Below are 13,075 nucleotides of genomic sequence, written 5' to 3' on the forward strand. Positions count from 1 at the left end.
AAATCGATGTAGCTGATTATGACAAACGCTATGACAAGCGCTAGATGAGGAGATATTTTAACTCCTATCAAGTTTTTCGATAAATGGACAAATCGACCTAATTCTGTTAATTATCTGATAAACCTCAACTTAAAATAGTCATTTAAATCGGAATCAATAAACTATCTTTTTTGACAAATGTTGGATTTTGCACAGTCAATTGAAAAGTTTCAGACTTCTATTAGGCTAAATAAGAATTCACGTGAGTGATGATGGATCAACAAGAATATAAATAGGACAAAGTGATGCAAGATAATCTGAATACACATCGAATAATGCCGTCACGACCATGGGTTAAGGCAACTATATTTGCATTGACCAGTAGTTTGTCTGTGCTATCTTATGCTGCGCCACCTGTAGCACCTAAATTAAATCTGGAACTTTCAGCACATTCAAAAAATAAAATTAAAACCTTGATGAATGATCCTAAAGTTTGGCAACAAATCCCTAAAACCGTCACGCTCTGTGTATTTTCACCAGATGGAGCGAATAGTGAGGCTTTTGAACAAGCCACCAGTTATATCAGTGAACTACCACGAATCACCCAAATCGCCAAAGAATTTGGTGTGGATATGAAGATCACACGCCCAACCAAATTGTCGATGCATATTGACTTAAATTATCCAAAACTCAAGAAAACAGCATCCACAGATATTAATTTACGTGTCTATACCGATGAACGTGTATTAACTGAAGATTTTAGAAGTAAACGCTGTGATGGTGCAGGCATCAGTAATATTCGAGCGAGACAATTTAATCCTTTCGTCGGCAGTATTGATGCAATTGGTGCTGTGCAAAATTACAAGCAATTGACCACTGTGATTCAGTTACTTGCACGACCTGAGTATGATGCAAAAATGGTCAATCGTGATTATGAGGTCGTCGGAATCGTGCCTTTGGGTGCTGCGTACATCATGGTCAATGACCGCCGTATTGATACTTTATCTAAGGCGGCAGGTAAAAAAGTTGCAGTCATGAATTTTGATGGAACGCAGAAAAAACTGGTACAAAATGTGGGTGCGCAACCTGTTTCAGTGGATTTATTAACAGTGGGGGGCAAGTTTAATAATAAAGAAGTTGATATTATGGCTGGTCCTGCATTGTTGTTTAAGCCGTTAGAATTAAAAAAGGGTATGACTGATAAAAATGGGAATGTGGTCGGCGGTATTATCAAGTTTCCGCTCATTCAAGTGACAGGAACATTGATCATGCATCGTAATAAATTCCCTGCTGGAATGGGACCAATTGCACGAGAAATGATTTCCAAGCAACTCAGCCCAGCGTTTGAGTTTGTTGATAAAATCGAAAGAGAAGTACCTGAAAAATATTGGTTTGATATCCGTGAAGCTGACAAGCCTGGCTATATCAAGATTATGCGTGAAGCACGTATTCAGATGACCAAAGAAGGCTATTATGATCCTGCAATGATGAAAATTTTGAAAAAAGTCCGTTGTGGACAAACACCAAGTAGTTTTGAATGCGCATTGAATGATGAATAAGGCAGTGAGCTTCATCTATACATAGAGATAAAACCAGTGCTATAGATTAACAAAGGCAAAATAAGTATTTATTTTGCCTTTGTTTATTATTGGCTAGGATCATATGGATTTTGCAAAGCTAATGATCTTTGTTAAATTCACGACATGATGTTTTAAAAATAATATTGAAAAAGATGCAGTTAAATCGATTGAAATTTTTATGGCTATTGATCTTGTTTTATCCCATTTTTGGTTATACCACAACATATCAAACAGGGGATGTGATCTTTCATACCTCTAAATCAGCTCAAAGTCTTGTAATTCAGCAAGCTACACATTCACCATACAGCCATATGGGGATGATTGTGTTAAAAAATGGACAGACTTGGGTTTTGGAAGCGATTCAGCCTGTGAAGTATACACCACTCCAACAATGGATTAACCGTGGGGTAAATCAAAGCTATAGCGTCAAGCGTTATCGAACTCAACTTACGGTTGCGCAACAACAAAAACTAGTTCAGCAAGCAGAAACTTATTTAAACAAACCCTATGATGTTTATTTTGAGTGGTCAGACAATGCAATCTATTGTTCAGAGCTGGTCTGGAAAGCGTATAAAAAAGCTTTAGCAATAGAACTAGCACCATTGGACAAGCTATCCAGCTTTGATCTTAGTCATCCACGTGTTAAAGCCTTGATGAAACAAAGATATGGTCAACATATTCCATTGAATGAAATGGTAATTGCACCCAGTACACTTTTTAATTCAAAGCAATTGATTGATGTTCGATAACATTGGAATGCTGGCAAAAATAAAGAGATATAAAAAGTCAGACAATAAAAAACCTGAGTCATGATGCTCAGGTTTTTTATGAGATGTTTTATTGCAAAAACAATCTTGAATATGGCGACCCTACGGGGATTCGAACCCCGGTTACCGCCGTGAAAGGGCGATGTCCTAGGCCTCTAGACGATAGGGTCAATAAATTGAGGCAGACCTTGAAACAAAACCATCAAATTAATGGCGACCCTACGGGGATTCGAACCCCGGTTACCGCCGTGAAAGGGCGATGTCCTAGGCCTCTAGACGATAGGGTCGTTTCAGAGGTGGGCGTATATTAGGGCGAATACAGAGATGTGTCAAACCTTTTTCTACAATAAAAGCGAAAACTTGATTTATATGTATAAAAACAAAGCAATAACACAAAAATCATGCAAAGTATCAATGAAATCGAGCCAAATGGCTTTAAAGGGCTTCTACAATATTTTTAATCACAGCAGGATGCTGTAAATAGCCTGCAATCTGGTGCGGGGAATGGATAAATGTTGAAATAGATGTATTTAAAATGGCGGGTTGAAAGTCAAAAGGCGCATTGACCAGAGGAAAAGCCGTGAGGAAATCATCAGGAGAGTAAAAATTATGCCAATCTCCATTTAAGCAAGCAGGACTTTGGATTGGCGGTGTAAGTTTGGACTGAATGACTTTAAATGCCAAGGGAGAGCCTAAAGTAATGAAGCGTTGGATTTTATACTGAGGTGGTAGTTGTTGCAAAAGGTTATACGCAATCACGGTACCTAAGGAGTGTGCAACGATAACATGGCTTTGATCTGCTTCTAAACTTGCTAAAATCCTTTGGTGAACTTCGTCCATGAATTGAGGATTGGCTAAGTATAAATAAGTTTCGATCAAAAACTTATGGATCAGACTTTCATGTAGTTTAGGAAAGTTATTTAAAATGACAGAAAATTCTTTAAGTGCTTTGTCTTTGAATAACTGAGAAGCTAAATACAGCCGTTTTGACAGTTTTAGCTCATGCTCAGGCATAAAGTAAGGTAAGATTGGAATGGTTGGCGCTGTATTTAAAACTGTCGATGGCGCAGTTGCGCTATGTTTGTGCAAATGGAAATTAACCCATGACTTAGGTAAGAAAGCATTTAGATCAAAGCGATTGCTGAGTTGATGCTTAGTGATCAAATCACCATAAAAGGGCAGGCTGATATCAAGTTCTGTGGCTGAAATAGCAAGTTTAAGTTCGTTGATACCCTGTTGAAAAATATCAAGCCAATGTTGTTTCAAATTATCAGCATTATAATTTTGTTGATTCATGCCATGAATAAAAATAATTTTCATTGCGGTTGTGATCAAACATAAGATTTATAAATTTAATTTACGAGCTTAAACCTTTTTTGACTATGACCAAATGTACAAAAAGTGTAGCAATTGCCACACTTTTGATTTGAAAAACAGAAACTGTTTTTATTTAAGACTGCGAATCATGCTGAGATTTGTATAAGAATGCATAACTGATATAACAGATAGCAATAAAGATTAAACAACAGATAAAACCGACCACCATTTCAGGATCAAACACCATACTAATACAGGTAATTAAGCAGAATACAAAACCTAAAATGGGTACGATCGGAAACAACGGTGCGGCAAAACCTAACTCCGCTTTACTATGACCCTGTTTATACCATTGGCGTCTAAAATTAAATTGGCTTAGACAAATACTCATCCACACCACAACCATTGTGAAAGCAGCAACACCCAATAGATTTTTAAAAATGGTTTCAGGTGCAAATTGTTCTGAAAGTAAGCCCGGCAGTGCGCCAAACATCGTTACAATCACTGCGATATAAGGGATACCACGCGCATTAATTCTTGAGAATATTGCTGGAAGTTGTTTTTTTGCTGACAGTGACCACATCATACGTGAGGCAGCAAATAGTCCTGAATTCGCCGCAGACAACAATGCAGTGATGATTACAAAGCGAATGATATCTTCTGCATAAGGAATACCGATATGATCAAATACGGTAACGAAAGGACTACTACTTACGCCCTCAGCGTGTAGTCCTGCCATTTGATGTGGCAATAATGCACTGATCACAATGATGGTACCGACAAAGAAAATCAACAAGCGCCAAATTGCCGTATTGATGGCTTTAGGTACATTCTTGGCAGGATCTTCAGTTTCTCCTGCAGCAACACCAATTAACTCTGTCCCAGAAAAGGCAAAGTTAACAATCAACATCGTGGTAAAGATCGGGAATAAGCCTTGAGGAAACCAACCTTCAGCGGTTAAATTGCTAAATAAGGGTGCTTCATGGTGTCCTTGATAATTGAGTAGACCAAAAATCGCCAGTAAACCAAAAAGAATGAATGCAATAACGGTAATCACTTTTACCAGTGATAGCCAAAACTCAGATTCGGCAAACCATTTGGTTGAGCTCATATTTAAGCCAAACACAATTGCTGCAAAAATCAGTGTCCATAACCACATCGAAATATGTGGAAACCATTCTTGCATCAATAAAGCGGCTGCGGTGAACTCTGTGCCTAGAGTTGCTGACCATGTCAGCCAATACAGCCATGTAACGGTATAACCAGTCCCCGGACCAATATAGCGTTGGGCATAAGTACCAAAAGAGCCAGACTCAGGCATATGTACAGCGAGTTCACCTAAGCAAAGCATCACCATATATGCAATCACACCTCCCAAAATATAAGAGAGGATGGCACCAATCGGACCTGTTTGTGAAATGACTTCACCAGATCCCAAAAAAAGCCCTGTACCAATTGCACCACCAAGCGAAATCATCACCAAGTGACGAGTACTCATTGCTCGTTTGAGTGGTGAGGAATTAGATGATACTTGAGCATCATTTTGAATTGGTGATGACGGCATAAGCTTCTAATGGAAATAAAACAAGAAGCGCGCTATTTTAGTCCAATTGCGAAATAGTGCAATGACTGAGTGGTTTTAATCGGCAATAATCCAGAATATAAATTTTCACTATTTTTTATTTCTATTAATTAATTATTTAAATCAAAAACTTATATTTAATATTGCTCGCGTTATTTTAATAAATGAAAGTTCAATTGTTCAATAAACGCATTATTCTAATGGTCTTACTGTTGTGTTTTTAAGCATTTGAAAATCAATAGATATAAAAAAACCTGAGTCATATTGCTCAGGCTTTTTTATGAGAAGTTTCATCTAAGAAACAGACTCGAATATGGCGACCCTACGGGGATTCGAACCCCGGTTACCGCCGTGAAAGGGCGATGTCCTAGGCCTCTAGACGATAGGGTCGTGATGAGGTGATGCGTATATTAATAACAAACAGTACTTTTGTCAAAACAGATTTCTTGAATTATCTTCTAACTGGTGAATCCTTCAGCAATTACTATTCTTTCAGCATGTAATTTAATCAATAAAGTATTGGATTGGTTTTGACGGTTAAAATTGTGATGAAGTAAAAGATGAAAAAAATCAAAATTCACGATCTATGGATAGACAATCACATGGATATGGATTGAATTCTGGGTGTACCCATCATTGTTGAATCTCATAGATGCCATAATAATGCTGACTTTTAGCTTGATCACAAGCACCTATTTAAGCACGGGTGCTTGATAAGCTCAGGGATGAATTAATCTTTCTGATGATACAGACCATAATAGGTCACATAACAGATCGCCATAAAGAGCAAGCATCCAATAAAGCCTGAAAGCATTTCAGGATCGGCTGCCATACTTAAGCCTGTTGCGGTACAGGTGATAAAACCTAAGATAGGTACAAGTGGATACCAAGGTGTCTTAAATTTTAAATCAGCTAAGGTCTTTCCACTAGCAAGCCATTTGCGACGGAAATTAAATTGACTCCAGCAAATACTCATCCATACGATGACCATGGTAAATGCAGCCACGCCTAATAAGTTTTTGAAAATCACATCAGCACCGAACTGTTCTGATAATAACCCGGGTAAGCCTCCAATCATGGTCACCAAAATGGCGATCACAGGCGTACCTGATTTGGTCAATTTAGAAAAAATACGTGGTAATTGTTTTTGAACTGAGAGAGCCCACATCATACGAGAAGCAGCGTAGAGTCCCGAGTTTGCCGTAGACAATAGTGCCGTGATAATCACGAAACGCATGATGTCTTCTGCGTAAGGAATACCGATTAAATTAAATACCGATACAAATGGACTATTACTGATACCTTCACCATGTACGGCAAGTCCAGCATCTTGATAAGGTAATAATGAGCTAATCACAATAATGGTGCCGACAAAGAAAATCATCAAACGCCAGACAGCAGCATGAATTGCTTTCGGTACATTTTTTTCAGGATTTTCTGTTTCGCCTGCTGCGATACCGATCATTTCTGTGCCATTAAATGCAAAGTTAACGATCAGCATGGTGGCAAAGATTGGAAATAGTCCATTGGGCAGCCAACCATGGGAGGTTAAGTTACTGAATAAAGGTGCAGATTCATAGCCATGAAATGGAATTAAACCAAATATCGCTGCCAAGCCTAACAGAATGAAGACCAAAACTGTTGCCACTTTGACGAAGGACAACCAGAATTCAGACTCTGCAAAAAAACGAGTAGAGGTGAGGTTGGAAATCAGTACCGCGATAATGAAGATTAAGGTCCATAGCCAGATGGAGGTGGTTGGAAACCATTCCTGCATCAGCATCGCAGCGGCAGTAAACTCCGTACCTAATGTTGCAGACCAGCCTAACCAGTACATCCATGAGACCATATAGCCTGTACCGGGACCAATATTTTTGGCAGCAAATGCACCAAAAGATCCTGTTACGGGTTGATTCACAGCCAATTCACCTAAACATAGCATGACCATGTATGCAATTAAGCCAACGATGATATAGGAAATCACAGCACCAATCGGACCTGCTTGAGCGATGACTTCGCCTGAACTTAAAAATAAACCTGTGCCGATAGCACCACCTAGAGACAGCATAATCAGGTGTCGTTTGGTCATGGATCTTTTTAAGACAAAAGACTGTCCATCAGCATTGAGATGCTGATTCGATTGATCGGGAGATTGCATATTTGATGTAACTGAGAATGCTAAATCAATATTTTAGATTAAAATGTGAAAATTCACAAAATAAAATGAAATAACTAGGCGTAAAGTATAAGAAAAAAATTGAAATGACTAAAATTAAGTAATGGTATTGCGAAGGAGAGAAAATATGGCGACCCTACGGGGATTCGAACCCCGGTTACCGCCGTGAAAGGGCGATGTCCTAGGCCTCTAGACGATAGGGTCGTTTAGAAGATGGCGCTATCTTATTGATCCGCCATCAAAGTGTCAAGTAAGTGAGGAGCGAGTTTGTTCAAAATATAGCAGAACAGTTCAGCCGTCTTCTGTGTATCATACAATGCTGAGTGTGCTTCTCGACCATCAAATTCAATTCCAGCTTGAATACATGATTTTGCTAAGACAGTTTGACCAAACATCACTGCACTCAACGTGACCGTATCAAAGACTGAAAAGCTATGAAATGGGTTTTGATTTTTTGTCCCTGTTCGAGCAATCGCCGCTTTTAAAAAACCTAAATCAAAATGAGCATTGTGTCCAACCAAGACTGCATGCGTGCAATTTTGTTGACGACGCACGTCATTCACTGCTTTAAAAATACGCTTAAGAGCTGTTTTCTCATCTTCAGCCATCGCCATACGCATAGGATTAAATGGATCAATACCAATGAAATCTAATGAACGACGATCTAAATTTGCGCCTTCGAAGGGGTTGATATGTGCATGATGTGCTTCACCAGGAACAAATTTGCCCTCAGCATCATACACAATCGGGATGCATGCTATTTCTAGCAATGCATCAGTATCTGCATTAAAACCTGCTGTTTCTACATCAACAACGACGGGTAAAAAACCACGAAATCGTTGTCCAATCACAGGTAATGTTTCAGTTGTCACACCTTTCTCCATTGGATAGTTTTTCCAGCATAAAGTGGAATAATCTGTTCACCATCCAAATAATCTAAACTTTCAGGGATTACCTGTTCTTCTTTGACAAGAGTAATCGTATTTGTATTGCGAGGCAAACCATAGAAGTCGGCACCAAAGAGACTGGCAAAACCTTCAAGACGTTCGATTTTGTTCACTTGGTCAAATGCTTGTGCATACAGTTCAATTGCAGTTGGAGCACTGTAACAACCTGCACAGCCACATGCATTTTCTTTGGCATTTTTAGAGTGTGGCGCACTGTCTGTACCTAAGAAAAACTTAGGATTTCCGCTAGTTGCAACTTCTAACAATGTCTGTTGATGCGTTTGACGTTTTAAAATCGGTAAGCAATAGAAGTGCGGTTTAACCCCACCGACCAACATATCATTACGGTTAAATAATAAATGTTGTGGGGTAATGGTTGCTGCAACATTACGATCTTGTTCGAGTACAAAATGTGCTGCTTCACTGGTGGTAATATGTTCTAAAACTAATTTTAATTTTGGAAATTGCTTTAATAAAGGTGAAAGCACTTCGTCTAAAAAGCGTTTTTCACGATCAAAAATATCGACATGATGATGAGTCACTTCGCCGTGTAACAGTAAAGGAACTTGATGTTCTTCGAGTTGTTCAATGACCGCATAAACTTTACGAATGTCACTAACGCCATTATCCGAATTGGTGGTAGCACCAGCAGGATAAAGTTTAATGGCATTTACATATTGAGATTCTTTGATTTTACGAACTTCGTCTGGCGAAGTATGGTCAGTAAAATACAGTACCATACGTGGGTCAAAATTTAGACCTGCAGGTACATGTGCCATAATACGATCGCGATAAGCATTGGCTTCATCTACAGTTTTTACAGGTGGAACCAAGTTCGGCATACAAATCGCACGGGCAAATTGTTTGGCGAGATCTGGAACTGTACGCTTTAAAGCAAGACCATCACGGAGATGGGCATGCCAGTCATCGGGCTGAAGCAATGTGATCGTATTCAAGGCAATTCTGACTTACAAAATAAATGAGATGATAATCTATAACAGTTTAAAATGATAACAGCTATTTCTAATCAATAATTCAAATTAAATGATTAAAAACAAATCTAAAGTCTATATTTTGCACATCTCGGTCATAGACTTGTCATGATAAAATGCTAACCCTAATGAAATAAAATTGTACCTCAAAACTTCGTTAAAATTTTCAATTGGTTAATTTTAATTCTTTTTTGAAAAGAGAATTTAAAAACTGAAATAGTCAGCCTGTGCTATTGCATATTTTACTTAAAAAACGATAATGAAGTCATACAAAGCTAAACTGATAATACACATTATTTGAACAGGGTTAATGAATATACGGTTGACTTTATAAAATAAGTTCTAAATTTTTGATGTGAAAATGATCAATAAGCTTTATTAAAATGAAATTTAGGGTATTCAATTAATATTCTTCATGTATCTGATATTACATGGTTTATTAGAGAAATGAATGATAAAATTAAGTAGATAGCGAGTTTTATATGGGCAAGTTTCTGCCAAGTCTTATCTGTATACTATGTCTGACTGGTTTAAGTATTCAAAGCCAAACATTTGCCAAACAAAATGTGAAAAGCGAAAAAAACCAAGAAGCCATTAAAGCGGATTCAAAACAAGATTGGTCATTAAATAGTATCAATAATGCCACTTGGTCAAGCAATCTGGGGCGAGGGCAGTTTCCTGCCTATGCGCGCGCGCAAGTGATGTTAAATAATCTGCATGCATCACCGGGACCGATTGATGCTAAGAGTGGTAAAAATTTCTTAAAAGCCATTGCTGCTTATCAACAAATTAAAGGGTTACCGATTAGTGGTGAACTGGATAAGCTAACGTGGGACAGTTTGTTAAAAAATCAAACAACTGCGGCATTTGGTACTTATCAAATTACCGCTCAAGACCTGAAAGGTCCTTATGCGAAATCGATTCCACGCAATTATGCTCTGCAAGCTAAGATGCCGGGGCTTTACTATACCCGTGTAACTGAAATGCTCGGTGAGAAATTTCATATTGATGAAGATTTCTTAAAGCAAATTAACCCACATGCTAACTTTAAGAAAGTTGGTGAAACGCTCAATGTTCCAATTGTTCGCAATGACTTACCTCAAGATGTTGCGCTGATTATTGCACATAAGCCGGCGCGCCAACTGTATTTATATAATCATTTAAATCAAATGATTGCTTCTTTCCCTGCCACGATTGGCGGGTCAGGGACACCGTCTCCCAAAGGGACGCATAAAGTGGTAAAAGTTGCACCAAATCCAGTGTATGGATATAACCCGAAAAACTTTGTACAAGGTAGCAATCGCCAGAAATTGGCTCTGCCACCTGGTCCAAACGGTCCCGTTGGCAATATGTGGATTGCCTTAAGCAAACCAACCTTTGGGATTCATGGAACTCCAAATCCATCATTAATTTCGAAGACGGCATCGCATGGCTGTATTCGTCTCACCAACTGGGATGCCAATGACTTGGGGCGTAAAGTTCAACCCGGAACTGTGGTGAAGTTTTTAGATTAAAGTCCACGATGTTGTTTAAAAGCGATCTATGCCGTGGGGTATAGGTCGCTTTTTTATCTAATTCTTAGCCATTTATTGCTGTATATCAAAAATATACACAACATCATGTATAGATTGGCTATGATGCAACAATTAACTATTGTTAGAAGAACGTCATCTTTATGGGTACAGAAAAAAAATTATCTACTCAAGAAGTCATTAAACTGGAACGTGATTTGGCGAAGTTTGCCAATATGATGGATTCAGTTGTGCGTATACCCTTTACTAAACAGGGGGTAGGGGCAGATGCAGCATTGAGTACTGTTCCAATTGCAGGTGATGTGGCGGGATTTATTTTAACCTGTTATGCGGTGTATAAAGCCAAGCAGATTGGTGTACCTCAAGCCAAGTTGAATGGTGTGTTAAAACTTGCAATCATGGATGGTATTGTCGGCTGTATCCCTATTGCGGGAACATTGTTTGATATTTTTATTCGCCCGAGTCGTAAAGCTTTAGATATCGTGCATGATCATATTCAAGCAGAGTATCAGATCCATTCAGATGACCATGTCGTTCATCCGTTTTTGCATGAAAAATTAGAACAAAAGCAGCAGCATTCCGCCTTTTGGCGCAACCCTGTTGTGGCATGGATTTGGATTCATATCCCTGATATTTTGGGCTTGGTGGTATTGATATTGATTGCAATTGCCATGTGGCTGGGTGTAAATATGTTGTGGGATTGGTATCAGAGCTATAAAACCTAACAGCACTGCTTAAACTGATTTGAATATTTATAGATGCACTGACAGAGGTGATCATGCAAGATTATATTTCGGCAAACCTTCCTGCGATTGATTTTGATCATACTCGTAAGTTTTATGCATTCTTGGGTTTTCAATGTGATTATCAGTCTGACCAGTGGATGATTTTAACCAAAGACAGTTTGATTTTAGAGTTCTTCCATCATCCTCAATTGGATCCAAAAGCATCCTGGTTCAGTGCTTGTTTAAGAACGCATGTTATGCAAGATTTATTTCATTTTTGGCAAGCTTTGGATTGGACACAATATCCAGATGCACGGATGAGCGAGATTCAATATTTAGAAGAAATTGATATGTTTTGTGTGGTTGACCCAAATGGTAGCCTTATTCGCTGTATTCAATTGAGTTAGTGAACTATTTCTTATTTAATCTATTTATTCCAAATAATGATTTATTCAGAAACAACAAAGCCTCCAAATTGGAGGCTTTGTTGTTTAAGGGAGAATAAGAAAGTAAATATATTAATTTACCATTAAGGTAGATTTAATTGACGTAAAGCTGCAACACGTTGTTCGATACTTGGGTGAGTTTGGAATAAAGCGGCCAAACTAAAGCCTTGTTCCTTACCTTCCGTAATTGCAAATGCTTTCATTTCTTTTGGCATTTGATCTGGCATTTCAGATTCAGCTTGTAAACGTAATAATGCTGAAATCATGGCTTCCTTACCTGCAAGCTGAGCGCCTGCTTCGTCGGCACGGTATTCACGATAGCGTGAGAACCACATCACAATCGCCGATGCCAATATACCGAAGACAATATCAAGTACGATGGTAATGGCAAAATAAGCCAATCCAGGTGCTTCGCCATCTTCACGACCAAACACGTTACGGTCAATAAAGTCACCGACCACACGGGCAAAGAACATGACAAATGCGTTGACCACACCTTGAATCAGAGACAAAGTTACCATGTCTCCATTGGCAACGTGACCAATTTCATGGGCAAGTACAGCGCGTAATTCATCTTTATTCATTCGTTCAAGCAAACCTGTTGAAACCGATACTAACGCATCGTTTTTGTTCCAACCCGTTGCAAAAGCATTTGATTGATAAGAATGGAAAATACCAACATCTGGCATTTTAATACCAGCACGTTGAGAAAGTTGAGCAACCTCTTGTAATAACCAAACTTCTGCTTGGTTACGAGGAGCATTCGGATCAATTAATTCAGTGCCTGTTGTTTTCAGCGCCATCCACTTTGACATAAAGAGGGAAATTAAAGATCCCACCATACCAAAGACAAAACAGATGACCATCAGGTTGCCTAATTTAAGACCGCCAGCGCCGTGGTAACTACCAACACCTAATAATGATAGGATAATGCCAGCTACAACCAGTACCGCGAGGTTGGTTAGCAAAAACAAACCAATCCGCATCATGGAGAGAATCCTCTTATAAATAATCGATAATACGATTTATGCG

Annotated in this window: 11 protein-coding genes and 4 tRNA genes; 5 read left to right on the plus strand and 10 right to left on the minus strand. The window is 38.7% G+C overall.

Features of this window, described 5'->3' with window-relative positions; all coding sequences use genetic code 11:
* Positions 1 to 284 precede the first annotated feature (284 nt).
* Entirely contained in the window at positions 285 to 1,538 is a 1,254-nt protein-coding gene (locus ACINWC743_RS14510; RefSeq protein WP_009585997.1) for a putative solute-binding protein, read from the plus strand.
* A 173-nt stretch (positions 1,539 to 1,711) separates the two neighbouring features.
* Positions 1,712 to 2,308, plus strand: a complete 597-nt coding sequence (locus ACINWC743_RS14515; RefSeq protein ID WP_009586024.1) for a YiiX family permuted papain-like enzyme — start codon at positions 1,712 to 1,714, stop codon at positions 2,306 to 2,308.
* 112 nt (positions 2,309 to 2,420) lie between these two features.
* Here the strand turns inward: ACINWC743_RS14515 and ACINWC743_RS14520 are convergent.
* From ACINWC743_RS14520 to pyrC, 9 genes are all read right to left on the minus strand, one after another.
* Positions 2,421 to 2,496 (minus strand) — tRNA-Glu (locus ACINWC743_RS14520).
* 41 nt (positions 2,497 to 2,537) lie between these two features.
* Positions 2,538 to 2,613: transfer RNA gene (locus ACINWC743_RS14525), tRNA-Glu, on the minus strand.
* A 148-nt stretch (positions 2,614 to 2,761) separates the two neighbouring features.
* Positions 2,762 to 3,646, minus strand: coding sequence for a PGAP1-like domain protein (locus ACINWC743_RS14530; RefSeq protein WP_009586018.1), 885 nt, complete (start codon positions 3,644 to 3,646; stop codon positions 2,762 to 2,764).
* A 130-nt stretch (positions 3,647 to 3,776) separates the two neighbouring features.
* On the minus strand, positions 3,777 to 5,207 hold the full coding sequence (locus ACINWC743_RS14535) for an amino acid permease (RefSeq protein WP_009586017.1): 1,431 nt from the start codon (positions 5,205 to 5,207) through the stop codon (positions 3,777 to 3,779).
* 332 nt (positions 5,208 to 5,539) lie between these two features.
* A tRNA-Glu gene (locus tag ACINWC743_RS14540) sits at positions 5,540 to 5,615 on the minus strand.
* Between the two features lie 340 nt (positions 5,616 to 5,955).
* The gene (locus ACINWC743_RS14545; protein WP_009586010.1) at positions 5,956 to 7,383 is read right to left on the minus strand and encodes an amino acid permease; all 1,428 of its coding nucleotides are present in this window, start codon (positions 7,381 to 7,383) and stop codon (positions 5,956 to 5,958) included.
* Between the two features lie 146 nt (positions 7,384 to 7,529).
* A tRNA-Glu gene (locus ACINWC743_RS14550) sits at positions 7,530 to 7,605 on the minus strand.
* 20 nt (positions 7,606 to 7,625) lie between these two features.
* Positions 7,626 to 8,285, minus strand: a complete 660-nt coding sequence (gene rnt / locus ACINWC743_RS14555) for a ribonuclease T (protein ID WP_005030644.1) — start codon at positions 8,283 to 8,285, stop codon at positions 7,626 to 7,628.
* Complete coding sequence (pyrC, locus tag ACINWC743_RS14560) at positions 8,270 to 9,304, minus strand: dihydroorotase (RefSeq protein ID WP_005030643.1); 1,035 nt, start codon at positions 9,302 to 9,304, stop codon at positions 8,270 to 8,272. The genes rnt and pyrC overlap by 16 nt, the downstream gene beginning before the upstream one ends.
* Positions 9,305 to 9,822: 518 nt before the next feature.
* Between pyrC and ACINWC743_RS14565 the strand changes: the two genes are divergently transcribed.
* The 3 genes from ACINWC743_RS14565 to ACINWC743_RS14575 all read left to right on the plus strand — a co-directional run bounded on the left by ACINWC743_RS14565 (position 9,823) and on the right by ACINWC743_RS14575 (position 12,004).
* Entirely contained in the window at positions 9,823 to 10,854 is a 1,032-nt protein-coding gene (locus tag ACINWC743_RS14565) for a L,D-transpeptidase family protein (RefSeq protein WP_005030641.1), read from the plus strand.
* Positions 10,855 to 11,015: 161 nt separating this feature from the next.
* Positions 11,016 to 11,597, plus strand: a complete 582-nt coding sequence (locus tag ACINWC743_RS14570) for a DUF4112 domain-containing protein (RefSeq protein ID WP_009586015.1) — start codon at positions 11,016 to 11,018, stop codon at positions 11,595 to 11,597.
* 53 nt (positions 11,598 to 11,650) lie between these two features.
* The gene (locus ACINWC743_RS14575; protein ID WP_009586020.1) at positions 11,651 to 12,004 is read left to right on the plus strand and encodes a glyoxalase/bleomycin resistance/extradiol dioxygenase family protein; all 354 of its coding nucleotides are present in this window, start codon (positions 11,651 to 11,653) and stop codon (positions 12,002 to 12,004) included.
* A gap of 122 nt (positions 12,005 to 12,126) precedes the next feature.
* On the opposite strand, the gene htpX is transcribed toward ACINWC743_RS14575, so the two are convergent.
* Positions 12,127 to 13,032, minus strand: a complete 906-nt coding sequence (gene htpX / locus ACINWC743_RS14580; protein WP_004828480.1) for a protease HtpX — start codon at positions 13,030 to 13,032, stop codon at positions 12,127 to 12,129.
* Between the last annotated feature and the right edge of the window lie 43 nt (positions 13,033 to 13,075).

It is taken from the genome of Acinetobacter sp. WC-743 (assembly GCF_000335555.1).
GTDB lineage: Bacteria > Pseudomonadota > Gammaproteobacteria > Pseudomonadales > Moraxellaceae > Acinetobacter > Acinetobacter bereziniae.

Excerpts from the sequence above, each read along its gene's own strand:
- ACINWC743_RS14515 (WP_009586024.1), top strand. The coding sequence starts at position 1,712 with ATGCAGTTAAATCGATTGAAATTTTTATGGCTATTGATCTTGTTTTAT.
- ACINWC743_RS14565 (WP_005030641.1), top strand. The coding sequence starts at position 9,823 with ATGGGCAAGTTTCTGCCAAGTCTTATCTGTATACTATGTCTGACTGGT.
- ACINWC743_RS14510 (WP_009585997.1), top strand. The coding sequence starts at position 285 with ATGCAAGATAATCTGAATACACATCGAATAATGCCGTCACGACCATGG.
- ACINWC743_RS14570 (WP_009586015.1), top strand. The coding sequence starts at position 11,016 with ATGGGTACAGAAAAAAAATTATCTACTCAAGAAGTCATTAAACTGGAA.
- rnt (WP_005030644.1), bottom strand. The coding sequence starts at position 8,285 with ATGGAGAAAGGTGTGACAACTGAAACATTACCTGTGATTGGACAACGA.
- ACINWC743_RS14530 (WP_009586018.1), bottom strand. The coding sequence starts at position 3,646 with ATGAAAATTATTTTTATTCATGGCATGAATCAACAAAATTATAATGCT.
- htpX (WP_004828480.1), bottom strand. The coding sequence starts at position 13,032 with ATGATGCGGATTGGTTTGTTTTTGCTAACCAACCTCGCGGTACTGGTT.
- ACINWC743_RS14575 (WP_009586020.1), top strand. The coding sequence starts at position 11,651 with ATGCAAGATTATATTTCGGCAAACCTTCCTGCGATTGATTTTGATCAT.
- ACINWC743_RS14535 (WP_009586017.1), bottom strand. The coding sequence starts at position 5,207 with ATGCCGTCATCACCAATTCAAAATGATGCTCAAGTATCATCTAATTCC.
- ACINWC743_RS14545 (WP_009586010.1), bottom strand. The coding sequence starts at position 7,383 with ATGCAATCTCCCGATCAATCGAATCAGCATCTCAATGCTGATGGACAG.